At 72.5% G+C, this 23,164-nt stretch carries 22 protein-coding genes; 15 read left to right on the forward strand and 7 right to left on the reverse strand.

Features of this window, described 5'->3' with window-relative positions; genetic code table 11:
- The first annotated feature begins 19 nt into the window (after positions 1-19).
- The 8 genes from ACIBFB_RS07545 (at position 20) to ACIBFB_RS07580 (ending at position 8,816) form a co-directional block, all read left to right on the forward strand.
- Positions 20-1,156 carry a hypothetical protein gene (locus ACIBFB_RS07545; RefSeq protein WP_397227345.1) on the forward strand — a complete coding sequence of 379 codons (1,137 nt, stop codon included), beginning with the start codon at positions 20-22 and terminating at the stop codon, positions 1,154-1,156.
- Between the two features lie 223 nt (positions 1,157-1,379).
- A complete protein-coding gene (locus ACIBFB_RS07550; RefSeq protein ID WP_397227347.1) occupies positions 1,380-1,712 on the forward strand; it encodes a hypothetical protein in 333 nt (110 codons plus the stop codon).
- Positions 1,713-1,774: 62 nt separating this feature from the next.
- On the forward strand, positions 1,775-4,432 hold the full coding sequence (locus ACIBFB_RS07555) for a hypothetical protein (protein ID WP_397227349.1): 2,658 nt from the start codon (positions 1,775-1,777) through the stop codon (positions 4,430-4,432).
- A 250-nt stretch (positions 4,433-4,682) separates the two neighbouring features.
- Positions 4,683-5,021, forward strand: a complete 339-nt coding sequence (locus ACIBFB_RS07560) for a hypothetical protein (RefSeq protein WP_397227351.1) — start codon at positions 4,683-4,685, stop codon at positions 5,019-5,021.
- A 34-nt stretch (positions 5,022-5,055) separates the two neighbouring features.
- Positions 5,056-5,349, forward strand: coding sequence for a WXG100 family type VII secretion target (locus ACIBFB_RS07565; protein ID WP_397227353.1), 294 nt, complete (start codon positions 5,056-5,058; stop codon positions 5,347-5,349).
- Between the two features lie 14 nt (positions 5,350-5,363).
- Positions 5,364-5,723, forward strand: coding sequence for a hypothetical protein (locus ACIBFB_RS07570; RefSeq protein WP_397227355.1), 360 nt, complete (start codon positions 5,364-5,366; stop codon positions 5,721-5,723).
- Positions 5,724-5,797: 74 nt separating this feature from the next.
- A complete protein-coding gene (locus tag ACIBFB_RS07575) occupies positions 5,798-7,786 on the forward strand; it encodes a serine/threonine protein kinase (protein ID WP_397227357.1) in 1,989 nt (662 codons plus the stop codon).
- 100 nt (positions 7,787-7,886) lie between these two features.
- Positions 7,887-8,816 carry an AEC family transporter gene (locus ACIBFB_RS07580; RefSeq protein ID WP_397227359.1) on the forward strand — a complete coding sequence of 310 codons (930 nt, stop codon included), beginning with the start codon at positions 7,887-7,889 and terminating at the stop codon, positions 8,814-8,816.
- 174 nt (positions 8,817-8,990) lie between these two features.
- On the opposite strand, the gene ACIBFB_RS07585 is transcribed toward ACIBFB_RS07580, so the two are convergent.
- Entirely contained in the window at positions 8,991-10,295 is a 1,305-nt protein-coding gene (locus ACIBFB_RS07585; RefSeq protein WP_397227361.1) for an ABC transporter permease, read from the reverse strand.
- Complete coding sequence (locus tag ACIBFB_RS07590) at positions 10,292-10,987, reverse strand: ABC transporter ATP-binding protein (protein ID WP_397227363.1); 696 nt, start codon at positions 10,985-10,987, stop codon at positions 10,292-10,294. The genes ACIBFB_RS07585 and ACIBFB_RS07590 overlap by 4 nt, the downstream gene beginning before the upstream one ends.
- A 251-nt stretch (positions 10,988-11,238) precedes the next feature.
- Between ACIBFB_RS07590 and ACIBFB_RS07595 the strand changes: the two genes are divergently transcribed.
- From ACIBFB_RS07595 to ACIBFB_RS07605, 3 genes are all read left to right on the forward strand, one after another.
- Positions 11,239-12,417, forward strand: coding sequence for a sensor histidine kinase (locus ACIBFB_RS07595; protein ID WP_397227365.1), 1,179 nt, complete (start codon positions 11,239-11,241; stop codon positions 12,415-12,417).
- The gene (locus ACIBFB_RS07600; protein ID WP_397227367.1) at positions 12,414-13,094 is read left to right on the forward strand and encodes a response regulator; all 681 of its coding nucleotides are present in this window, start codon (positions 12,414-12,416) and stop codon (positions 13,092-13,094) included. Before ACIBFB_RS07595 ends, ACIBFB_RS07600 begins: the two co-directional genes overlap by 4 nt.
- A gap of 148 nt (positions 13,095-13,242) precedes the next feature.
- Positions 13,243-14,778 (forward strand): carboxylesterase/lipase family protein, encoded by a 1,536-nt coding sequence (locus ACIBFB_RS07605; RefSeq protein ID WP_397227369.1) that lies wholly within the window; start codon positions 13,243-13,245, stop codon positions 14,776-14,778.
- A 44-nt stretch (positions 14,779-14,822) separates the two neighbouring features.
- Here the strand turns inward: ACIBFB_RS07605 and ACIBFB_RS07610 are convergent, their stop codons facing one another.
- The 5 genes from ACIBFB_RS07610 to ACIBFB_RS07630 all read right to left on the reverse strand — a co-directional run bounded on the left by ACIBFB_RS07610 (position 14,823) and on the right by ACIBFB_RS07630 (position 20,396).
- Complete coding sequence (locus tag ACIBFB_RS07610; RefSeq protein WP_397227371.1) at positions 14,823-15,725, reverse strand: hypothetical protein; 903 nt, start codon at positions 15,723-15,725, stop codon at positions 14,823-14,825.
- A gap of 172 nt (positions 15,726-15,897) precedes the next feature.
- Positions 15,898-17,262, reverse strand: a complete 1,365-nt coding sequence (locus ACIBFB_RS07615) for a dihydrolipoamide acetyltransferase family protein (protein WP_397227373.1) — start codon at positions 17,260-17,262, stop codon at positions 15,898-15,900.
- 13 nt (positions 17,263-17,275) lie between these two features.
- Complete coding sequence (locus tag ACIBFB_RS07620; RefSeq protein WP_397227375.1) at positions 17,276-18,256, reverse strand: alpha-ketoacid dehydrogenase subunit beta; 981 nt, start codon at positions 18,254-18,256, stop codon at positions 17,276-17,278.
- Positions 18,257-18,259: 3 nt separating this feature from the next.
- Positions 18,260-19,375 carry a pyruvate dehydrogenase (acetyl-transferring) E1 component subunit alpha gene (gene pdhA / locus ACIBFB_RS07625; RefSeq protein ID WP_397227377.1) on the reverse strand — a complete coding sequence of 372 codons (1,116 nt, stop codon included), beginning with the start codon at positions 19,373-19,375 and terminating at the stop codon, positions 18,260-18,262.
- Between the two features lie 409 nt (positions 19,376-19,784).
- Positions 19,785-20,396, reverse strand: coding sequence for a sigma-70 family RNA polymerase sigma factor (locus ACIBFB_RS07630; RefSeq protein ID WP_397227379.1), 612 nt, complete (start codon positions 20,394-20,396; stop codon positions 19,785-19,787).
- A 284-nt stretch (positions 20,397-20,680) separates the two neighbouring features.
- On the opposite strand from ACIBFB_RS07630, the gene purS reads away from it, so the two are divergent.
- The 4 genes from purS to ACIBFB_RS07650 all read left to right on the forward strand — a co-directional run bounded on the left by purS (position 20,681) and on the right by ACIBFB_RS07650 (position 23,115).
- Positions 20,681-20,923 (forward strand): phosphoribosylformylglycinamidine synthase subunit PurS, encoded by a 243-nt coding sequence (gene purS, locus ACIBFB_RS07635; RefSeq protein WP_397227381.1) that lies wholly within the window; start codon positions 20,681-20,683, stop codon positions 20,921-20,923.
- 152 nt (positions 20,924-21,075) lie between these two features.
- Complete coding sequence (locus ACIBFB_RS07640; protein ID WP_397227383.1) at positions 21,076-21,552, forward strand: ATP-binding protein; 477 nt, start codon at positions 21,076-21,078, stop codon at positions 21,550-21,552.
- 302 nt (positions 21,553-21,854) lie between these two features.
- Complete coding sequence (gene purQ, locus ACIBFB_RS07645; RefSeq protein ID WP_397227385.1) at positions 21,855-22,550, forward strand: phosphoribosylformylglycinamidine synthase subunit PurQ; 696 nt, start codon at positions 21,855-21,857, stop codon at positions 22,548-22,550.
- A 40-nt stretch (positions 22,551-22,590) separates the two neighbouring features.
- A complete protein-coding gene (locus ACIBFB_RS07650) occupies positions 22,591-23,115 on the forward strand; it encodes a hypothetical protein (RefSeq protein ID WP_397227387.1) in 525 nt (174 codons plus the stop codon).
- Positions 23,116-23,164: the final 49 nt, after the last annotated feature.

The following is a 23,164-nucleotide window of genomic DNA, read 5'->3' on the forward strand; positions in this document are numbered from 1 at the left end:
TCCCCCGAAAGGCAGATTCGTGCGGCGTTCCCTCGCCCTGATGTCGGCCGTGTGCCTGGTGGCCGTCACCGCCTGCGACGACTCGTCCACGGGCCCGGTCGACCCCCCGGAGACGGTGGAGGACATCGCCGAGCAGGGACTCACGGGACTCGCGCTGCTGCACCGCGGATACGGGGGAGCGGACCCGGAGACCGACCAGGTCCTGGTGTTCCACGACCCGGCGACCGGCCGGCCCGTGCACGAACTCGGCCTGCCCGAGGGCGCGGTGGACCCCATGGCGCCGTCCGTGCCGGTGCACTCCCAGTTCTCCGCGGACTGGCGGTTCTTCGCCTACGCCACCGCCGAACCGTCGACGATCACCGTCGCCGCGCTGACCGACCCCGGGGACGTCGACGCGACGGGGGCCGCCGACGAGGAGGGCGATGCGCCGGAGCGGATCACCTACCAGCCGGTCGAGTCGGTCGCGGCGGCTCCGGGCGAGGTGCTGTCGCGGCCGGTCATCCAGGGCGAACGGCTCTGGTACGTCTCCGACGACGAGCAGGACGGGCAGCCGCCGCGCGTGATGTCGGTGCCCCTGGACGCCCCCGGCGGCACGCCGAACCAGGAGGGCACGCTCCCGCTGGGCGACTACCAGGTCCCGAGCGACTGGGCGCTCACACCGACGGGCGAGCTGCACATCCGCAACAGCGTCCAGACCGAGCAGATGACCGGAGCGGACGGCGGGACCCTGGTGGTCCGGCGGACCAACGGCACCGTGGTGAACGCGTCCCTCACCGCCGGCGGAGGCCAGTGGCAGACCTACGACGACGCCCCCGTCTGGGGCGGGGGCACCGCCGTGCTGGGCACCGCCCCCGCAGGAGCCGAACCCCTGGGCGGCGCCTACCTGGTGAGCGTGGAGGGCCAGGCGTTCACGGCGACGCGGCTGCTGGAGGAGGGCGGTCCGGTGCTCCAGTACGCGCCGTCGCCCGAGCGCGACGCGGTCCTGCTCCAGACGGAGGAGGCGTGGTTCCGCGTCGACCTGGCGGAAGGCGGGGTCACTGGGACGGAGGAGGCCTTCCCCCGGTTCCACGACGCGTCCATGGACGGGTACCCGCTCGTGGTCCGGTGGGCCACGCAGGCCCCGGAGGACGCGCCGAGCGCCAGCCCCTCCGACTGAGCGCCTCGCGGTACCCCGTTCCTCGGTGAAATCTGTGGAACCCCCGCCGCCCCCACCCGATCACGTGTCGCCTCGGGCACGCTGGAACCCCGCGCGGCTCCGCCGCGTCGCATCTGGCGAAGCTTCCGCGGCCTCCGTCCCGCACCCCCGGCGGGCGGATTCCGCGAGTCGAGGGCCGTGACGCGCCCTCCCGGTGACCCCGCACCCACGAAGGAGGACCCGCATGAGCACCGAAGCGGGCGGCAACACGATCGAGGCGATGGAGGGCGGTGAGTACGCGGAGACCCTGGCCGCCGCCATGGCCGGACTCGCCGACACGTTCGACATCCTCATGGAGGACGCCGAGTCGGCGTCGGGCCACGAGGACGTCAGGGCCGGGTTCAGGGCGCTCAGGGAGGAAGCCGCCCAGGCGCTCATCGACGTCCAGGAGCACGGCCTGTCCCTGGCCGACAACATCCAGGCGGGTTCGGGGCGGATCGCCGTGAACGACCTGGACAGCGCACGGGACTACGACCACCCCTGGGAGTCCCACCGCGACATCAACTTCGGGGACTGACCCCCGCGCCACCGCCGTGCCCCCGCGTTCCCCCCCGTTCGCCACCCACCCCGAGGACGACCGTGGCCACCATCGCCCTGACCTTCCACCCCCGCGACTTCTCCTCCGGCCCCGACCCCATGTACGAGTGCGCCGCGGACCTGGAGGTCCTCAACGCCCGCGTGCTCGGCCGAGCCGATGATCTCGGGGGGAGTTTCGACTCCGCGGCCCGCGAGTTCACCGACGTCATCGCCTGGGACATCAGGAACCTCTCCGAGGAGGACGTGCAGAACTGGCGCGACGCCGCCGTCACGGTCACCTACGCCGCCTCGGTCGCCGAGATGTGGGCTGACGCCGTCAGGGCCTTCCACACCGAGCGCGACGCCCAGATCAGCGACTGGGAGAACAGCAGGTCCGAGAAGGAGGCGGCCGTCCCCGCCGAGTACCAGGACGACCGGATCACCGCGTCCCACCCCCAGGTCGACGGCTGGTGGTTCACGGACTGGGGCGCCGGGGACCAGCGGAGGTGCCGGGAACTCTACGACGAGCTCGCCAGCGTCCGGGAGGGGCTCGCCACCCGCGAGCGGACCAACTGGCAGGCCCTCCAGGACGCCGCCGACGAGACGCGGGAGATGCTCGAACGGGGCCCGACCCCGGAGAACGTCCGCAGGCTCATCGCGGCGGGCAACGCCGGCTGGGCGTTCCTCAACCTCGACCCCGCCCGCTACTCCTCCCTCGTCGAGGACGGCGGCCTCACCCCCGACGACGCCGAGGAGTTCGCCGGGGAACTGCGGGCGTACTGGTCCGGCGACAGACCCCTGGACGACCGCTACCACGAGCTCATGCTCGTACTGTCGATGGTCGGGACCAGTGCCCGGCAGCACCAGCGGGACGGCACGGAACCCGCGGCCGAGGAGGTCGCGTTCCTGGAGGAGTTCTACCGCCAGCTGGAGGAGCCCTACCGCGGCAACGGCGCCGGCACCGGCGTCATGGCCTACCCCGCGCTCATGGCGGAGTCCGGCATGAGCGACGAGGAGCGCCAGCGGGCTCTCGGCGTGCTGGGCGACGGGCTGCTCGCGCTCTCCGACCCCCGGCTCGGCGGCGGCTACGACAGGCTGCCGGAGAGCTTCCGGCACGCCGTCGAGGGAACGTGGACCAACCCCGACACGGAGAACTCGGCCCCGGGCACACCCACGGCGTTGGGCATGGAGATGAGGTCCCTCTCCGACCTGCTCGCGTACACGGACGAGGACCTGGAGGCGGGCTACGGCCTGTCCACCAACCTCCACCTGTCCACCGGCGCCTACCTCGACACGTGGGGCGACATCCCCGACCCCGATGGCGTGCTGCCCGACTCCGAGCAGCTCTCGCACATCATCGACGCCGCCAGCCGCAACAAGGACGCCGACTACTACGTGCTCACCGGCGAGCACCGGGGCGGCGAGGCGGGCGTCGACCACGGAGACGAGGACCTCCGTACGCGGGCGCTGGAGGGCGTCCTCACCCACGAATGGCACGACGACGGCCGCACCGCGCGCCAGCTCACGGACTGGCTCGCCGAGGACCTGCACAGCGACGACCCGGAGACCAGCCGGCGCGCCGGAGAGGCGTTCGCCGGGTTCATGCGGACCATCACGGACGCGGACGTGCACGAGGCGCTCACCAACACGGGAGTCGACGTCACCGAAGGCGACAACGAGTACTCGAACGCCTCGTTCACGCAGTTCAACGGCGAACTCGCCGACAGCCTCGCCGACGTCTTCGACGCGCACGTCCACAGCTTCGCCAACGGCGACGTCCTGGACGCCGACGACGAACCGGTGACCGGCGTCGGCGACTTCACCCCGGGCACGAACCACGTCCGTATGGGCGCCGGGGAACGCGCCCTGTTCATGCAGCTGCTGATGGGCGACGACCAAACCGCCGGACGCGTGGTCAACTCCGTCGACGTCTACCAGCAGATCGAGGCCGTCGCCTACCTGGAGAGCGGGAACGAGGCCACCGCCGCACGCGGCGCGGGTCAGCTCCAGGGCCTGTTGGAGCGGGCGCTGTACCTGGAGTCGCAGGACCGCAGCGCCGACCTCGACGAACAGATCGAGCGCAGGACGCAGATCTCGGAGTTCCTGGTCCGGGAGGCCGGCGATCTGACGAAGAAGGTCCCGGTCATCGGCACGGCGGTGTCCAAGGGGCTGGGACTGGCCAGGGAGAGCATCGTGAACGCCATCATCGACGGCGAGTACGAGATCTCCCCGCGCCTGCCCACCTACACGAGCGACGAGACGATCCGGCGCAACTTCGGCGCGCAGACACTGGACTACCTCGTCCGCAACGACCCCGAGGCGTTCAACGGCGGCACGGAACGCGCCGACCTGCGAACCCTGGTCGCCGGTGGCGCCCTGACCGTCGAACGCGACGGCGAGGTGCTGACCGCGTCCGACATCGCCAACGGCTTCGTCATCGACGATTCCGTCACGATGACCTTCGAGAAGGATCCGGATCGGTGGTCGGACAACGAGGACACCGGGCTCGCCGGCATGGACGATGCCATCAGCAACATCATGGACACCACGAGAAACACCGCCATCAGCGCGGATCCGCACACGGGGGAACCCGTCGAGCGCACCGGGCCCGGGCGGGAATGGGTGGAGGACTTCACCCGGGAGTTCGGCGACGGCTACGGCGAGACGCGCGACTACTTCGAGGGGCGTCTCGAAACGTTCGGCGCCTCCCCCGGCGAGTGACGGCGCGGGCGCCGTGCACCCGCGCCCCTCGTCGACAGTTGTGGCGGGCGGCCGTGATCCGCAATGAATATCACCACATTGGCCGAATCCGGCCGCCGAGTCGCGAAGGGTACGTGAGCATTGACCCACCGATGAGATCCTTACTATCGTCCGTCATCCCCCCTCCTCCCGTGTTCCGCCCCACGAGGAACACCGTGCCCGCGGAGGACGGGCACACCGCACAGATCCCCTCCCCCAAGGAAGGTTTCAGATGTCCCAGCACGCCGGTCTCGAAAACGTCAACGCACTCTCGACGGGCGGTGAAAACCTCGGCCTGGAGTCCGACGGCCTCCGCACCCAGATGAACCAGCTCATCCAGGACATGTCCAACGACGGCGACGCGCTGCAGGGCCAGGCCCTGCACGATTTCCGTGCGGCCCGCAACGCGCTCACCGAACGGTTCGACGAGCTCATGACCTGGTGCGGCCAGAACGGAATCACGTTGAACGAGGGCCAGCAGCAGTTCAACGTCACCGACGCCGATTCCGCGGCCGACATGTCGCAGGCCGGAAACGACCTCGGCGGCCTCGCCCGCCCCGTCAACGCGTAACTCCCCCACCTTCCCCGCAGAAAGGCGAACACTCATGGGTAACCAGTTCGACGTCTACGGCAATGTCGGCCAACTGGAGGGACTGGCCGAAGACCAGCAGGCGCACCTGGGCCGTTTCACCGCGATCATGAGCCAGATCAACGAGCAGTCCGAGAGCACCGTCAGCCAGTGGGAGGGTTCCGGCAGCCCGCAGTTCCAGGCCAAGGCCCAGGAGTTCGACGCCCAGTTCTCCGAGGTGAACGCCGCCTTCGCGAAGATGATCGCCGCGACCAGCGACACCGCCGACAAGTACGGCCGGCTGACCCGCTACCTGGACGGCCTGTTCTAGTAGGCTGATCGCCGATGTCCTCCCCCACACCGCCGCCACCGGCCCCAGCGGATCCGGACCCGCAGCTCCCCGAGGCGTTCCACTACACGCCCGACGAGGAGAAATACGTCCTCCAGGCGGACGCCCTGCGCCACCGCCAGCTGCGGTCGGCTCTGCTGTACGGGTCCAGCCGCTACTGGCGGCGCCGGCAACAGGTGTGGCCAGCGGTGATCGGCGGTCTCATCCTCACCGCCCTGATCTGCGGGGTCATCGCTCTCATCGGAGCGTTCGGCCGCCAGCAGGAGGTCAACGAGGAACGTGGGTTCGGCACTCTCCGGCAGCAGATGGTCCAGGAGCCCGCGTCCGAGGCTCCACCGCCGCCGGAAGGACCGTGACCCGCCGCGTCACCATCCCCCACGCCTGACCGCTGGGGCCTCCACCACGAACACCGCAAGGGGGTCGCTCACTCTTGTCCGGCTCCGAACACGCCGCATGGGCGCCCGGATACGAGCCGTCCACGGTGCTGCGCCAGGGGCGCCGTGCCAGGATCGTGCGTGCGACGCGTTCGACCAGCGGCGCCGACGTCGTGCTCAAGGTCCTGCCCGCCGCCCCGGGGCGCGCGGAGCTCGACCGGCTGCGCGACCTCAGCGGCGTGCCCGGTGTGGTGCCGCTGCTGGACGCGGGCACCACGGCCGAGGGTGAGCTGTTCGTGGTACTGCCGTTCTACGCGGACGGTTCCTTCGCCGACATGCTCGCGCGCAGGGGACCGGCTCCCATCCAGGAGGCGGCCGCGGTCGCCCGCAGCGCGGCGGCGGCCCTGGGCGCCATGCACGGTCGGGGTCTGGTGCACAACGATGTCAGTCCGGGCAATGTCCTGAGGGCGGGCCGTACCCCGGTTCTGACGGGCTTCGGCGCCGTTCACCCGATCGGCGCGGCCGTGCCCCCGCCGCCCCCCGGGTCGGAGTCGTTCCTGCACGCGTCCCCCGAGGCGCTGCGCGGCGAGCCGCGGACGCCCGCCTCGGACGTCTACCAGCTCGCGTCGACGATCTGGACGATGCTCGTCGGCCGCACCCCGTTCGCGTCCGAGGAGGGGTTCGACGCCCAGGCGTACGCGCGGCGGGTACTGACCGAGGACGCGCAGCCGGTCGGGCGCCAGGACATCTCCCGCAAGCTCCGCGGCGTGCTGACGCGTGCCCTGGCCAAGTCCCCTGACGAGCGCCACGAGAGCGCCGCGGAGTTCGCCGCCGCGTTCGAACAGGCACGCACGTCGCGGCCCGCGACGACCGTTTCCGGCGCGAGCGGCGCTCAGACGCCGCTGACCGGTGCGCCCTCCGGCCCGTACGCGGCGCCCAGCGGGCCGCAGCCGCCCCAGACCGCCGTGATGCCGGTCGCCGATCCACCGACGATCCCGCACACCGCGCCCAGCGGCGCACAGGCGCCGTACGCGCCCCGGGAACACCTGCCCGCCCCTCCGTACGCGGCCCCGCCGCACCCCGACACCGGGCCCCACGGCGCGCCCGCCGCCCCGCCGGCCCCGCCCAACGCCCCGCTGTGGCCGCGGCCCCAGCCCGACGGGCCCGCCCAGCCGTCCGCCGCGCGCCTGGAGGGCGCCCAGCGGCTGCGCGGGGAACCCCGCCCGGACCCCGGCGACGACCAGCACGGCAGTCGGCTGCCCGCCACCGACGCGGGCGGCACCGCCGAGATCATGATGGCCAAGCTGCGCGGCGAGGAGATCTCGCCCCTGCTCGCCTGGTCGCGCGTCGAGGGCTGGAGCGGCACGGCCGAGTCCGGTCGCCTGCCCGACGACGGTCCCGCCCCCCAGCGCGACGACGCCCCCGCGTGGGCGGACCCCGGCCCGGACCCGGCCCAGGTCCGCTGGCGCAAGAACCTCCACCTCGCCGCGACGGTGTGCGGGATCCTCCTGCTCACCTCCGTCTCCGGGGCGTTCGCGTCCGTCGGCCCCCGGAACACGGTCCTCTCGGCCGCCGGGCCCGAGGAGCCCGCCGCCGAACCGAGTGCGGGAGCCGACGCTCAGGCCAGCGGCGGCGACGACGCGGGAGAGACGGTCGAACCGACCGTCCCGGAGGCGATCGGCGCCCCGGCGAACGTGCTCCTGGAGGACTCCCTCGACGCCGTGCGGCTCAGCTGGACCGACAACAGCGGCGGCACCGCGCCCTTCTTCGTCGTGGGGGGCCGCCAGAACCACGAACCCGCGACCCTCGCCCGGACCGGGGCCGGAGTGACCTCCGCGCAGATCACCACCGCCGACACCTACGGCGAGTACTGCTTCACCGTGGTCGCCGTCGACGGTTCCGCCTCCGCCGCCGAGGAGGTGTGCACGCGTCGCTCGGCCGCGCGCGCCGAGGCCGCCGCCGCCGAGGAGGAGGCCGCGGAGGAGGAGCGGGAGCAGGACGCCGAGCCCTCGGAGGAGCCGAGCCCGGACCCCGCCGAGGAGTGACCCGCGCCAGGCCGCCGGTGTGACCCGCGCCGTGTCGCTTCCGCGCCGTCTCCGATAGCGTTTGCGCGGCCGTGTCGCGGTTTCGCACGAGGAGCGCGGATTGTCCGGGGTCATCGTAGGGTTCGGTGTCATCACCAGCGTCGTCGTCATCGGGTACATGCTGGGACGGATCCCCATCCTCGGCCCCGGCGCCAAGGACGTCCTGACCCGACTCGCCTTCTACGTGGCCAGCCCCGCGCTGATGTTCACGATCCTCGCCCGCGCCGACCTCTCCTCCCTGGTGTCCACCCCCGTCCTGGCCAGCGTGGCCAGCGTCCTGGTGGTCGCGCTGGCGTTCGTCGTCGTGGCGTCCGTCCGGCGGTGGGGCCTGGGCCGCGGCACGATCGGCGCCCTGGCCGCCTCCTACGTGAACGCGGGGAACCTGGGCATCCCCATCTCCGCGTACGTGTTGGGCGACGCCTCCCTGGTCGCCCCCATCCTCCTCATGCAACTCCTCGTGATGGCGCCCGTGGGACTCACCGTCCTCGACCTGTCCGCCGGGGACGTGCGCGGGGTGGTGCCGATCCTGCGCCGGGCGCTGGGCACTCCGGTGCGCAGCCCGATCGTCATCGCGTCCCTCGCGGGTGTCCTGGTGTCCGCGTCGGGGTGGACCCCGCCCGCCCCGCTCATGGAACCGTTCGACCTCGTGGGCGGGATGGCGGTCCCCGCCATGCTGCTGGCGTTCGGGATCTCCCTGAACGGCAGCGCCTTCCCCGGGCGCGGCCCCGAGCGCGGCCCCGTGCTGGCGGCGGTGGCGCTCAAGTCGGTCGGGCAGCCGCTCGTCGCGTGGGCGGTGGGCGCGTTCGCGTTCGGCCTGGACGGCGGTGCGCTGTTCGCGGTCGTCGTGCTCGCCGCCCTGCCGACCGCGCAGAACATCTTCACCTACGCCGTCCAGTACGACACGGGAGAGGCGATGGCGCGCGAGGCCGTGCTGCTGAGCACCTTCCTCACCATCCCGGTCCTGTTCACGCTGACGTTCCTGCTCGGCTGAACGGACGCCGCGGGCGGGTCCGCCCGGTCGGGCCCGGGGGAGCCGAAAGGGACCGCGCGTCATGTGTCGGTCAACGCCCGCCCGGGAATACCCCAAGGGCGGGGTCCGTCCCTCTCCCCCTTGGGGGGCGGACCCCCTCGGCGTTCCCGGACCCCGCCCGCGGTCGGTACGCGGCTACTCGTACCTGAGCGAGGCGATCGGGTCCTGGCGGGCCGCGCGCAGAGCGGGAACGGTCCCGGCCAGGAAGGCGATCCCCATGATCGCGGCCACGATCACGGAGATCGTGACGGGGTCGAACGCCATCAGCGTCAGCCCCGGAAGGTCCGCGAGCAGTCCCTCGCCGAGCACGCCGTTGAGGACCGTGCCCAGGAGCGTCGCGGCACCGGCCCCGATCGCGCTTCCGAGGAACCCGATGAACGCGGCCTCCAGGCTGAACAGGCCGAAGATCCGGCCGCCGCCCATGCCCACGGCCTTCATCAGGCCGATCTCCCGGGTCCGCTCCTGGACCGACATCAGCAGGGTGTTGACGATGCCGAAGCCGGAGGCGAGCAGGGCGATGACGGAGAAGGCGCCCAGGACCAGTGTGAGGCCCGTGATGACGGTCTGGAAGGAGCCGATCTGGTCCGCCACGGTCGTCGCGCTGTACCCGGCGTCCGCCAACCGGTCCCTGAGGGCGTCGGCGGCCCCCTCCTCGCCCTCGGGGTCGAACCGCACCGACGCGGAGGTGTAGCTCCCCGCTTCGGCCTCGCCCAGGCCGAGGGTCCGCAGGTCGTACAGGGCCAGGACCAGAGCGTCGTTGGCGGTCGCCGTGTCGCCGCCGATCAGACCCGCCTCGGCCACGCCGACGACGGTCGCCTCCAGTTCGTCCTGGTTCCCCTCCGGGTCGGTCACGGCGAAGGAGACGGTCTCGCCCACGATGTCCCCGGGGGAGGAGAAGCCGAACGCCTCCACGTGCGCGACGGGGAGCACGACCTGGAGGTCGTCGCTGTTCCAGTCGGGCTCGTCCCCCGCCGCCAGCTGGACCCGCATGCCGGAGGCGGTCCCGTCGACGGAGATCTCGTACCTGTCCCCGCCGTACTCCACGTAGTCCGCGGACACACCGAGCACCGGCTCCACCGAGAGCACGCCGTCGACGCCGCGGAGCTCGTCGAGGTCGTCGGAGTCGAGCAGTTCGACGGTCTGGGTCTGGCCGGGGGGACCGTCCTGCTCCCCGGCGGGATTCTCGGCGGTCCGCTGGTCCGGGTCGTACTCGCGGGGACCCTCGCCGCCGTCCTCGACGAGCCTGCTCACGGTCATCACGTCGTCCGCGCCGATGGCGGACACGGTGTCGTCGATGTAGGAGCTGACCCCCGATCCGATGGACGTGGTCAGGGTCAGCGTGAACGCGCCGATGACGATGGCCACGACGGTGAGCGCGGTCCGGGTCTTGTTGCGGAAGCTGTTGCCGACGGCGGACGACACCAGGTCCAGGGCCCTCACGCGGCCACCTCCGCGCCTTGGGCGACGAGCCCGTCCCGGATGTGGACCCGGCGGTCGAGCCGGTCGGCGAGGTCGTCGTCGTGCGTGACCACGATCAGGGTGATCCCCCTGTCCCGGTTCAGGTCCAGGAGGATGTTCTCGACCGTCTCCCCGGTGGCGCTGTCCAGGTTGCCGGTGGGCTCGTCGGCGAAGATGACCCCCGGCTCGTTGACCAGGGCGCGGGCGATGGCCGCCCGCTGCTTCTGGCCCCCGGACAGGTTCGTCGCCCGGTTCCCCGCCTTGTCCGCGAGCTCCAGCTGTTCGAGCGCCGCCATGCCCCGGCGCCTGCGCTCGGCGGGGCGGATCCCGGCGATGCGCAACGGCAGGGTGACGTTGTCGAGGACCGTCGCGTTCGGGGTGAGGAAGAACTGCTGGAAGACGAATCCGAACGTCTCGTTGCGCAGCCGGTTGAGCTTCCCGGCCGAGAGGCGGGAGGCGCTGTGGCCGCTCAGCTCGACGTCGCCCGACGTGGGCCGGTCCAGGAGGGCGAGCAGGTGCATGAGCGTGGACTTGCCGGAACCGCTCTTGCCCACGACGGCCAGGGACTCGCCCTCGCGGACGTCCAGTGAGACGCCCTTGAGGGCGTCGAACCTCGTCGCCCCCTGGCCGTAGGAACGGGTGACGTTCCTGGCCGAGAGGATGGGAACGGACATGCCGGTACTCCCCTTTCACGGTGTGCTGTGGGACGGCTCCGATCCTCCACCGGGGCGCCGCCCGCCCGCGTCAACCCGGCGCGGCATCCTGCGTGTACCGCGCGGGGGTGAGCCGGCCGCGGCCCGCTCCCGCTCCGCCGCCGGGCGTACCGCGTCCGCGGTACGCCGGATACCGCGTCCGCGTCATGGCTCCCACCTGTCCTGAGGTGGGAGAATGACCGCCACCGACGGCAATCGGAAGAGGAGGGCGGATGCACGTCCCGGAGCCGCTCGCCGGTCGGCGCTGGCCTCGCTGGGTCGGCTACCTGCTGAGCGCGGCGGGCTCGGCGATGATCCTGGCCGTGGCGCTCATGCCGCCGCCCTTCGACATGGGGGCGGACGCGGGGTCGGCCAGGGTGGCGACCTCCGCTGTCGCGGTCGTCCTGCCCCTCTTCCGGTCGGACTTTCCCCGCGCCACGGCCGCCGCGGCGAGCGCCCTGTTGGCGGTCGCCTCGCTCCTGGGCGACGCCCCGTTCGCGGTGGAACTGTGCCTGCTCATCGCGCTGTACACGGCGGCCCGCCGCACCGACCGCCGCACCACCCTCGTCTACGGCGGCGCGGCGCTGGCGGCGGTGCTGCTGTCGGCCCTGGCCCAACCCCTCGAAGCGGTGAGCCGCATGGCCGGGCTGGTGGGCTTCGCCGCAGCGCTCGGGGACGCGGGACGCTCACGCCAGGCGTACATCCAGGCCGTCACCGAACGGGCGCGCCGGGCGGAGGAGACCCGTGAGAGCGAGGCCCGGCGCCGGGTCGCCGAGGAGCGCCTGCGCATCTCCCGCGACCTGCACGACGCGCTGGCCCACCAGATCGCGGTCGTGAACCTCCACTCCGGCGTCGCCTCACGCGCCCTGCCCGACCGGCCGGAGGACGCCGAACGCGCCCTGGCCACCATCCGCGAGGCCGCACGGACCGTCCTGTCCGAGATGAGCGCCCTGATCTCCGTGCTCCGCACCACCGATCCGGCGGATCCGGAGCCGGCGCCGGTCGCCGAACCGGTGCCGACCCTGGCCGACCTCGACCGGCTGGTGAGGCGGTTCACCGAGAGCGGTCTGCGGGTGGACCTGCGGTTCGGCGGCGAGTCGGCCGCGGTGCCGGAGCCGGTCGGCATCGTGGCCTACCGCGTGGTCCAGGAGGCGCTGACCAACGCCCACAAGCACGGAGCCGACCACGTCGTCATGCTCAGCGTCGAGTACGGGGACGACCGGTTGGAGATCACGGCGACGAACCCGGTGGAACCGGAATCCCTGGACGTGGGGGGCACCGCGGGCGGGCACGGGCTGGTGGGGGCGCGCGAGCGCGTCGCCTCGGTCGGGGGAAGCCTGGACGCGGCGATCGTTCCCGGGCCCGTGTTCCGCCTGCGTGCCGTGCTGCCGCTGCGGAGGGGGTCCCGGTGATCTCGGTGCTGCTCGCCGACGACCAGGCGCTCATCCGCGGGGCGGTGGCCGACCTGGTGTCCCGCGAGCCGGGTCTGGAGGTCGTGGGCCAGGCCGCCGACGGCGGGGCGGCGGTGGACCTGGCTCGCGCGCTGCGTCCGGACGTCGTCCTCATGGACATCCGCATGCCGGTGACGGACGGAATCCAGGCGACCCGGCTGATCTGCGCGGACCCCTCCCTGCCCGGGACACGGATCGTCATCCTCACCACGTTCGAGGAGGACGAGTACGTGCTCCAGGCGCTCCGCGCCGGGGCGAGCGGGTTCATCGGCAAGGGAGCCGAGCCCGACGACCTGATGGACGCGATCCGAACCGTGCACGTGGGGGAGGCCCTTCTGTCGCCGAAGGCGACCAGGGCGCTGGTCGACCGGTACGTCTCGGTCGCGGAGGCGCCGCGGACCGCCCGCCCCGACACCGTTCCGGCGCGGCTGTCCGATCTGACCGAGCGGGAGCGGGAGATCCTGGTGCTCGTCGCCCGGGGGAGGACGAACACCGAGATCGCACAGGACCTGGTGATCTCCCCGCACACGGTGAAGACCCACGTCAACCGGGTGATGGCCAAGCTGCTCGTGCACGACCGCGCGCAGCTCGTCATCATCGCCTACGAGACGGGTGTCATCGCTCCCGGACAGCGGTGACGGGGCGCTCCGGGCGGCCACCCCCCGGGCGCGGACACGCGCGCGTCCACTACGCTTCCACCACCCACGTGTTCGTTGAGTGGACATTTGTTCATGAAACGATCCGATGTCCTTCGACACGCTTCGCCCCTCGGTGAGGAGTCCCTCCATGACCGCAGTCACATCCCGTGGACCCGACGAGTCCCCCGCACCCGAGACCCGTACCGCTTCCGGCGCGGTACGCGGCCGCCGCGAGGGCGGCCTGGCCGTCTTCCGCGGCATCCCGTTCGCCGAGCCGCCGGTGGGCGGGGCGCGGTTCGCCGCACCGCGGCCCGCGCGCGCCTGGGACGGGGTGCGCGAGGCGTTCTCGTTCGGGCCTCCGCCGCCGCAGGAGGAGGTCATGCCCGGAGCGGCCCCGGTGACGGGCGACGACTGGCTGACGGTCAACGTCTGGACACCCGACCCGGACCCGGCGGCCCGGCGCCCGGTGATGGTGTGGATCTACGGGGGCGCCTACAAGTTCGGCTCCTCCGACGACCCCGGCTACGACGCGAGCCGGATCGCCAGCGACGGCGACCTGGTCGTGGTCACCTTCAACCACCGCGTCGGCATCGAGGGGTTCGCCCAGATCGAGGGGGCGCCCGCGAACCGGGGTCTGCTCGACCAGGTCGCCGCGCTGGAGTGGGTGCGCGACAACATCGCGGCGTTCGGCGGCGACCCGGGCCGGGTCACGGTCTTCGGCGAGTCGGCGGGGGCCGGGGGCATCGCCGCGCTGCTGGCCATGCCGCGCGCCACGGGGCTGTTCGGCCGGGCCATCGCGCAGAGTGTGCCGGGCACGTTCTTCTCCCCGGAACTGGCCGCGGACATCGCGACCGCCATCGCCGGGGAGTTGGGGCTGCGCCCGACCGCGGCCGACCTGTCCGGCGTCGATCCGCGCGCGCTGCCCGCCGCGGGGGCCGCGGTCAGCGCCCGGATGCGCGGCTATGAGGACCGCTGGGGAGCGGTCGCGCTCACGCCCACCCCCTTCTCACCCGTCGTCGACGGCGACGTCCTGCCCGTCACACCGTGGCGGGCCCTGGCCGACGGCGCCGGACGCGACGTGGACCTGGTCGTCGGCCACACCCGGGACGAGTACCGGCTGTTCACCGCCATGGCCGGGCAGCTCGGCCAGATCACCCCCGAGGAGGCCGCGAAGGCCCTGCGCGCGTTCGGACCGGGCGCGGACGGCGAGCGCGCCTACCGCGACGCCTTCCCGGACGCCTCGGCGGAGCGGCTGCACGAGCTCGTCCAGTCCGACTGGCTGTTCCGCATGCCCTCGCTGCGTCTGGCGGAGGCCCAGGTCGCCGGAGGCGGGCGCGCGCACGTGTACGAGCTCACCTGGAGCGCCCCCGGGAGCGGCGGCGTCCTGGGCGCCTCCCACGGACTGGACGTGCCGCTGGTGTTCGGCGCCTACGACGCCACGCTCGGCCAGCTGCTGATCGGCCCGGAGCCCTCCGCCGAGGCCGAGGCGTTGTCGGCGCGCGTCCGTACGGCCTGGACCGGCTTCGCCGCCACCGGCGACCCCGGCTGGCCCGACTACGCCGCCGACCAACGCCTGACCTGGGTCGTCGACGCGGAGCCGAAGGTCTCCGCCTACCCGGAGGAGTCCTCCCGCCTCCTGTGGCGGGAGCACACCTTCCCGGCTCTGCCGCTGCTCGGCGGGTAACCGCACCGCTCCGGCGCGGGCGGGCGGACCCGGACGGGCGGCGCTCAGGTCCCGAGCGCGTCCGCCAGCCCGGCGGCGGCGGGATGCCCCTCCAGGTCCGCCGCCACGCGGAGCAGCCTGGTCCGGGTGTTCGCGCGCAGGCACCCGTCGGGGACGGCCTCCAGGACGCTCATGCCCAGGGCGGTCGCGCTGGGGGCGTCCCGCCTGGCCGCGTACGTCCGCGCGAGGATCGCGGTCGCCGCCGCCCACCCCGGCGAGCCCGCCCGCTTCAGACCGATCGACGTCCGCGCGTGCCGCTCGGCCTCCGCCGGGTCGTGACCGGCCAGTGCCTCGGCCAGGTGCTGGTGGAACTCGGCGCGGTCGAACCCGAACCGGCCCGGCTCCTCGCGGTCGGCGGCGTCCATGCGGCGGCGGGCCGCCGTGACGGCGTCGTCGAGCCGTTCCCGGTCGCCGAGGGCCGCGAGCGGGCGCAGACGGCACCAGGCGGCGATCTGGGCGCGGCGCAACGCGTCGTCCGCGAACTCCTCCGCCTGGTCCGCGAGCTCCAGCGCCTCGACGTGCCGGTCCTGGGCCATGACCACCATCGACTGCGCTCCCAGCGCCCAACCCGCGAGCCGGTGCTCGCCGAGGTCCTCCCCGACCCTGGCCGCGGTGCCGAAGTGGATGAGCGAGGCGGAGACGTCGCCGGTGTGGTGGGCGAGGCTGCCCAGGAGGCCGGACAGCCACCCGACCACCCGGCGCACGTCCGTCGAGACGGCGCTGCCGTCGATGAGCGCCGAACGGCAGCGGGCGACCTCGGCGGCGAGCACGCGCGGCGGATAGTCGCTGTAGTGGGAGGAGTAGAACTCCACGGCGCGCTCGGCGAGGTCGAGCACGCCGGTGCCGGGTCCGTGGAGGGCGATGCTGTCAGCGACCGCGGTGAGGTCGGGGTGGGCATCGGGCTGCATGGGGCCCTCCTGTCGCGGGTGCGGTGTGAGGCGACCGTACCAACCGGAGGGGCTCCCGGGCAGAGTGATGCCCAGACGCGTCGGAGGAACTCCGTACGCCGCGGCCGGCGCGGGCCGGAGGCACACGACCTCCGACCCGCGCTCGGAGCCCGGGCTCCGACACGAATCCCGACTACCCCCAGGCGAGGGCGGTCAGCTCGGGGTCCTCCAGCGCGGTGCCGACGTCCCGCAGCACCTTGGAGCCGAGCTCGCCGTCGACCAGCCGGTGGTCGAAGGACAGCGACAGCGTCGTCACCTTGCGGACCGCCAGCTCTCCCCCGTGCACCCACGGCATGTCGCGGATCTGCCCGAAGGCCAGGATCGCGGCCTCCCCCGGGTTGATGATCGGGGTGCCCGCGTCCACGCCGAACACGCCGACGTTGGTGATGGTGACCGTGCCCTGCGACATGTCCGCCGGGCTCGTCTTGCCCGCCCGCGCGGTGTCGGTCAGCCCCTTCAGGGCCGCGGCCAGCTCGGGCAGGGCCTTGGCGTCGGCGTCCTTGATGTTGGGCACCACCAGCCCCCGGTCGGTGGCGGCGGCGATCCCCAGGTTCACGTAGTCCTTGACCACGATCTCCTGGTTCTCCTCGTCCCAGGACGCGTTGATCTCCGGGTTCCGGCGGATCGCCATGAGCAGCGCCTTGGCGACCAGCAGCAGCGGCGAGACGCGCACGTCGGCGAAGTCGGGGCGCTCCCGCAGCCGCGCGATCGCCTCCATCGTCCGCGTGACGTCCACCTGGAGGAACTCGGTGACGTGCGGCGCCGTGAACGCGCTGCCGACCATCGCCGCGGCGGTGTGCTTGCGCACCCCCTTGACCGGGATCCGCCGCTCACGGGCGGCCCGGTCGGTCGTGACGGCCGGAGCCGCCACCGCCGGAGCGGCGGGTGCCTCGGCGGGCTCCGCCGCGGCCCGCACGTCCTCGCGGGTCACGATCCCCCCGGGACCGGTCGGCGTCAGCGACGCCAGGTCCACCCCGAGGTCGCGGGCGAGTTTGCGCACCGGCGGTTTGGCCAGCGGACGCCCACCGGCGGGTTCCGCCGGGGGCGCGGGAGCGGCCGGAGCCGCCGCGACGGGCCTCGGCGCGGGCGGCGACACCGGGGCCGACGGGGTCGGGCGACGGCGGGCGCGGCGCTGGGTGGCGGCGGCCTTCTCGCCGTAGCCCACCAGCGGCTTCTCCCGCTCCTCGGTCTCCTCGCCCGCGACCGGCGTCCCGGCCGGGCCCCCGCTGCCGTCGTCGACGGTGATGATCACCGTGCCGACGTCGACCGTCTGTCCCTCCTCGACCAGCAGCTCCCGGACGGTGCCCGCGAACGGGCTGGGCAGCTCGACCACGGCCTTGGCCGTCTCGATCTCGCAGATGTTCTGGTTGACGGTGATCTCGTCACCGGGTTTGACGTACCAGGTGAGCAGTTCGGCCTCGACCAGGCCCTCACCGACGTCGGGCAGCTTGAACGACTGCACGCCGCCGCTGGCGGGTGCGTTCCTCTGAATCCCCATGTCTCCAGTTCCCCTAGAACGCGAACGCCCGGTCCACACCGTCCAGAACCCGGTCAAGGTCCGGAAGATAGTGCTCCTCCAGCCTGGACTGAGGGTAGGGAGTGTCGAAGGCGGCAACACGGATCACCGGCGATTCCAGGTGGTAGAAGCACTCCTCGGTGACCCTCGCGGCGATCTCCGCGCCGGGGCCGCCGCTGAGCGGGGCCTCGTGCGCCACGACCAGGCGACCGGTGCGCCTCACCGAGTCCACGATGGTCGGGTAGTCCACGGGGGACAGCGACCGCACGTCGACGACCTCGATCGAGTGGTCGGCGTCGGCCTCGGCCGCCTGGAGGGCGGTCTTGACCATCGGCCCGTAGGCCAGCAGCGTCACGTCCGTGCCGTGGCGGGCGATCCGGGCGGCCCCCAGCGGCGTCGCCTCCTCGATCGGCGCCGCGGTGTCGACCTCGGCCTTCTCGTAGTAGCGCCGCTTGGGCTCCAGGAAGATCACCGGGTCGTCGGAGCGGACGGCCTGCTGGATCATCCAGTAGGCGTCCTCGGGGTTGGCGACCGTCACCACCCGCAGGCCGGCCGTGTGGGTGAAGTAGGCCTCGGGGGACTCGCTGTGGTGCTCCACCGCGCCGATGCCGCCGCCGTAGGGGATGCGCATGACGACGGGGACGCTGAGCTTGCCGGCGGACCGGCGCCGCATCTTGGCGAGCTGGGTGAAGGTCTGGTTGGCGGCCGGGAAGAAGAAGCCGTCGAACTGGATCTCCACCACCGGCCGGTACCCGCGCAGGGCCATGCCGATGGCGGTGCCGACGATGCCGGACTCGGCCAGCGGGGTGTCGATCACCCGGTCGGCGCCGAAGTCCTTGTACAGCCCGTCGGTGACCCGGAAGACACCGCCGAGGCGTCCGACGTCCTCGCCCATGACCAGGACCTTGGGGTCGTGCTCCATGGCGGCGCGCAGGCCGGCGTTGATCGCCTTGCCGATCGTGAGGTTGGTTCCCATGGCCTAGCGGCCCCCTTCCGCGCCGGCGCCCTCGAAGGACGCGAGGTAGTCGGCGAACTCGGACCGCTGCTGGTCGATGTGGACGTTCGGTTCGGCGTAGACCTCGTGGAAGATGTCCAGCGGCTGGGGGTCGGGCAGCGCCCGGCACTCCGCGCGCACCCGCTCGCCGATGGCGTCCGCCTCCTCCTCGACCGAGGCGAAGAACGCGTCGTCGGCCAGCCCGCCGCGCTCCAGGTAGCGGCGCAGGCGAAGGATCGGGTCCTTGGCCTTCCACTCGTCCAGCTCGGCGGTGGAGCGGTACCGGGTGGGGTCGTCGTTGGTGGTGTGGGCGCCCATCCGGTAGGTGAACGCCTCCACGAGCGTGGGCCCGTTGCCCTCGCGCGCGTTGGCCAGGGCGGCGCGGGTGACCGCGAGGCAGGCGAGCACGTCGTTGCCGTCCACGCGCACGCCCGGGAAGCCGAACCCGGCGGCGCGGCGGAAGATGGGCACGCGGGCCTGCCGCTCCAGGGGCTCGGAGATGGCCCACTGGTTGTTCTGGCAGAAGAAGACCACGGGCGCGTTGTTCACCGACGCGAAGTTGAACGCCTCGTTGGTGTCGCCCTGGCTGGTGGCGCCGTCGCCGAAGTAGGCGATGACCGCGGTGCCGTCCTCCCCGACCGCGCCGTCGCGCTGAACGCCCATGGCGTAGCCGGTGGCGTGCAGGGCCTGGCTGCCGATGACGATCGTGTACAGGTGGAAGCCGTGCTCGTGGGGGTCCCAGCCGCCGTTGGTGACGCCGCGGAACATGCCCAGCAGTTCCTTGGGCTCGATGCCCCGGCACCAGGCGACGCCGTGCTCGCGGTACGAGGGGAAGGCCATGTCCGTGTCGCGGAGGGCCCGGCCGGACCCGATCTGCGCGGCCTCCTGGCCCAGCAGGGAGGCCCACAGGCCCAGCTCACCCTGCCGTTGGAGGGACACGGCCTCGCTGTCGACCCTGCGGACGAGCACCAGGTCCCGGTACAGGTCGCGGATCTCGTCGGCGCCGATGTCCAGGGGGTAGTCGGGGTGCGCGGTGAACTCCCCTTCGGGTGTCAGGAGCTGGACAAGCTCCGGTTCTGCGTGTGCGGTGGTGTCCGACACGTCGCTCCTCGGGTTCTCGGGGCCGGGTTCGCGTGGGTGAACGCTGATCGGCCGAATCAAGGTCCGCTCACCCGGGGTGGTGGGCGCAGCGGACAGCCCTCATCACATCGTGACAGAACTCACTATGTGGAGCGCAAGACCTCAGCGTCACCTTTTAACCTGTCCGCCCCATCATCCTGAACCAGCGCGCATACGCAACTACCAGGGCTTCCTAGCAATTACAAGGACTTCCAACAACTTTGTGGACCCCGGTCGGACACATACCGGAAACGCCCGGGCGGCCTCGGGTTCGAGGCCGCCCGGGCGTGACGCGCCATGGTGCGGCGACTACGGAGAGAGACGAGCGGAGCTCGCGGAACGCGGGGGCGGGGGCGCGTGGGCGCGGTGCGGCCCCGCGGAGCGGAAGGGCTCAGGCGGGGACGCGCATGCCGCGCTCGCGGCCGTAGTCGGCGAGCATCTCGCGGAGCTGGCGGCGGGCCCGGTGCAGCCGGGACATCACCGTGCCGAGCGGGGTCCCCATGCGGGCGGCGACCTCCTTGTAGGCGTAGCCCTCGATGTCCACGAGGTAGATGACCTCCTGGAACTCCTCCGGCAGCCGCGCGAGGGCGAGCTTGATGTCGGAGTCGGGCAGGTGGTCGAGCACCTCGGTCTCGGCGGAGCGCATGCCGGACGACGTGTGCGCCTCGGCCGCGGCGAGCTGCCAGTCCTTGATCTCGTCGGTGGTCTCCTGGCGCGGCTCGCGCTGCTTCTTGCGATAGGAGTTGATGAAGGTGTTGGTCAGGATCCGGTAGAGCCAGGCCCTCAGATTGGTACCCGCTCGGAACTGGTGAAAATTGGCGAAGGCCTTGGCGAATGTCTCCTGGACGAGGTCCTCCGCGTCGGCCGGGTTGCGGGTCATCCGCAGGGCCGTGGGGTAGAGCTGGTCGGCGAACGGTGTCACCGCGGTGGCGAAGTCCAGGGTCTGCTCTTCGGCGCGGTTCCCACCGGTCGTGGAGGTCTGGTCCGCTGCGATAGTCGTCAAGATTCCCCCCTCAGGACGACCGGACGATCACTTCCACACTGGTAGACGCCACCACACGCTTCCAATGATGACATCAATCGGGGTGATACGAGTCACGAAGGCACCGAAAGCGTCTCCAGTACGGGTAAGCATGCGGTAAAGGACCAGCGTGGCGGCTGGCCAGGACACGGTCGCGGGCCCGCGTGCCATACGCTGGCGTCGCCCGCTCCGAGTGGCTCGGAGAGGCGCCCGCCCACCCCGCGGCGGGCGAGTGCGGCACACCCACATTTCTTCTGGAGGACGCTGTGGCCCGCGTCGTTGTTGACGTCATGCTCAAGCCCGAGATCCTGGACCCCCAGGGTCAGGCCATCGCCGGGGCCTGCTCCCGGCTGGGCTTCGAGGGGGTCGCGCAGGTCCGGCAGGGCAAGCGCTTCGAGGTCGAGGTGGAGGGCGAGGTGGACGACGCCAAGCTCGCCGACGTCCGCCGCCTGGCCGAGACCCTGCTCGCCAACACCGTCATCGAGGACTTCGAGGTCCGCGTCTCCTGACCCGACCGGAGAACGGACGCGCCAGGTGTGTCCGGAATTGGCCAGCCGTGCCCCGTATCGGGCGCGGCTGTTCGTTTTGCGGCAACCGGGCTCGGGAACGTTCCTTAACGTGCCGGTCCGGTAACCGATCACGGAGCACGAGAGGTGTACGCATGGACGCCGTTTTCTCGATATCGCTCCCCCGACAGGCGTACACGGTGTCCGTCGTCCGCGATGTCCTCAGCACCCTCCTCCGGCGGGCGGGACTGTGCCGGGACTGCACCGACGACGTCGTCCTCGCCACCTCCGAAGCCTGCGCCAACGCCATCGAGCACGCCGGATCCGCCCACGACTACCGGGTCGAGGCCGATCTCGACGCCGACCTCTGCGAGCTGAGGATCTCCCACAACGGCGGGGTGCCGGCCAGCGCGGCACTGCCCCGCAGATTCTCCCAGGGCCACGTGCCCCTGCCCCGGCTCTCCGCCGAATCCGGCAGGGGCATCTTCCTGATGCGCTGCCTCATGGACGAGGTCGCCTTCCGGGCCACCCCCAGGTCCACGGTCCTGCTGCGCAAACACCTCGCCTCCTGCGACCGGCACGGCGGCCCCGGGGGCGCGCCCGCCCCCAAGCACGACTTCGCGCGGCTCTGAGGCGTCCTCCGCCCCGGCCCCGGGGGATCCGCCGGGGCGCCCGCGCACGGTGTGGCGCACACCACCGCGTCTGTCGGGTCGCACACTCCGACCGCGCCCGCGACCGCCGCGACTGGGAGGATCACACAGGCCACGGGCCCGGAACCGGGGTGAGCGTCGTACCCGAGCACAGGCGAGCGGGTACGCTGCGAGGTGCGGACACGCCGTCCCCGCGACGGTCCGGCGTCCGCGGACTCCTCGCCCAACCACCCGTTCCTCCCGCACGCGCGGGACGCGGACACACAATGACCCGGAGTGTGCTCATGGCAGCCCGTGTGGGCGTCGTCACCTTCCCCGGCTCCCTCGACGACAAGGACGCCGCCCGCGCCGTCGCGCTGGCGGGCGCCGAGCCCGTCGCGCTCTGGCACGCCGACGCCGATCTCAAGGGCGTGGACGCCGTCGTCCTCCCCGGCGGCTTCTCCTACGGCGACTACCTGCGCTGCGGCGCCATCGCCCGGTTCGCCCCGCTGATGTCCGAGCTCGTTCCGGCCGCCCGCTCGGGCGCGCTGCCGGTGCTCGGCATCTGCAACGGCTTCCAGATCCTGTGCGAGAGCCACCTCCTGCCCGGCGCTCTCACCCGCAACTCCTCGCTCCGCTTCGTCAACCGCGACCAGGTGCTGCGCGTGGAGTCCGCCGACACGGCCTGGACCGGCGACTACGCCGAGGGCCAGGAGATCCTGGTGGTCCTCAAGAGCGGTGAGGGCAGCTACGTCGCCGACGAGGAGACCCTGGACGAGCTGGAGGCGACCGGGCGGGTCGTGGTCCGCTACGCGGGCGGCAGCCCCAACGGATCGCGCCGCGACATCGCCGGGATCACCAACGAGCACGGGAACGTCGTCGGCCTCATGCCGCACCCCGAGCACGCCGTCGAGGCGCTGACCGGGCCCTCCACCGACGGGCTGGGTTTCTTCACCTCGGTCCTCAGCCACCTGGCGGCCGGATCCCCGGTCCACGCCTGACCCGACCGACCCGCACACGGACAGGGGGACGATCCTCGCGATGATGGAGCTCCTGCGTTCCCGCCGATTCAAGATCGCGCTGGCCTCGGCGGTCGTCGTCGGCCTGGTCGTCTCCGGGGCGCTCGGCCTCTTCCAGGCCCTGCGCGCCCCCGTGGCCCCGGCGCCGGGCGCGACCCCCGACGCGGGGGCCGCCCCGACCCAGGAGCGGTTGGAGGCGCCGGACGTCGACGTGCTGGGCGATCCCCCGGAGGGGCTGTCCTACCTCTCCGAGGACGCGGACGTGCGCTGCTCCGCCGCCGAGTGCGTACGCCTCGTGCGGGTCGTCGCCGCCGAGGGCGAGGAGACCCCCGGCTCCGAGGAGGCGATCGCGTCGGTCTACGACCACCTCCTGGGCGCCGACTGGGGTCAGCTGCTCCCCGAGGGCGCGGAGTCCCCGGACGACGTGCCCCTGGGCGAGACGATCCTCACCGACGGGGACGTCCTGGTCGCCGACTCCTCCGAGCACGACGCGGAGGACGCGACCGCGCTGCTCATGCTCGGCAACGCCAACCCTCCCGCCTCGTGACGACCTTCCGCGCCGCTCGGCGGACGCCGCGGCCCGGCTCACAACCGCA

The sequence above is a fragment of the Nocardiopsis sp. NPDC050513 genome, from assembly GCF_044457925.1.
Classification (GTDB): Bacteria; Actinomycetota; Actinomycetes; order Streptosporangiales; family Streptosporangiaceae; genus Nocardiopsis.

Coding starts and splice junctions, on each gene's coding strand:
- ACIBFB_RS07550 (WP_397227347.1), top strand. CDS start 1,380: ATGAGCACCGAAGCGGGCGGCAACACGATCGAGGCGATGGAGGGCGGT.
- ACIBFB_RS07560 (WP_397227351.1), top strand. CDS start 4,683: ATGTCCCAGCACGCCGGTCTCGAAAACGTCAACGCACTCTCGACGGGC.
- ACIBFB_RS07565 (WP_397227353.1), top strand. CDS start 5,056: ATGGGTAACCAGTTCGACGTCTACGGCAATGTCGGCCAACTGGAGGGA.
- ACIBFB_RS07570 (WP_397227355.1), top strand. CDS start 5,364: ATGTCCTCCCCCACACCGCCGCCACCGGCCCCAGCGGATCCGGACCCG.
- ACIBFB_RS07590 (WP_397227363.1), bottom strand. CDS start 10,987: ATGTCCGTTCCCATCCTCTCGGCCAGGAACGTCACCCGTTCCTACGGC.
- ACIBFB_RS07595 (WP_397227365.1), top strand. CDS start 11,239: ATGCACGTCCCGGAGCCGCTCGCCGGTCGGCGCTGGCCTCGCTGGGTC.
- ACIBFB_RS07605 (WP_397227369.1), top strand. CDS start 13,243: ATGACCGCAGTCACATCCCGTGGACCCGACGAGTCCCCCGCACCCGAG.
- ACIBFB_RS07610 (WP_397227371.1), bottom strand. CDS start 15,725: ATGCAGCCCGATGCCCACCCCGACCTCACCGCGGTCGCTGACAGCATC.
- ACIBFB_RS07615 (WP_397227373.1), bottom strand. CDS start 17,262: ATGGGGATTCAGAGGAACGCACCCGCCAGCGGCGGCGTGCAGTCGTTC.
- ACIBFB_RS07620 (WP_397227375.1), bottom strand. CDS start 18,256: ATGGGAACCAACCTCACGATCGGCAAGGCGATCAACGCCGGCCTGCGC.
- ACIBFB_RS07640 (WP_397227383.1), top strand. CDS start 21,076: ATGGACGCCGTTTTCTCGATATCGCTCCCCCGACAGGCGTACACGGTG.
- purQ (WP_397227385.1), top strand. CDS start 21,855: ATGGCAGCCCGTGTGGGCGTCGTCACCTTCCCCGGCTCCCTCGACGAC.
- ACIBFB_RS07650 (WP_397227387.1), top strand. CDS start 22,591: ATGATGGAGCTCCTGCGTTCCCGCCGATTCAAGATCGCGCTGGCCTCG.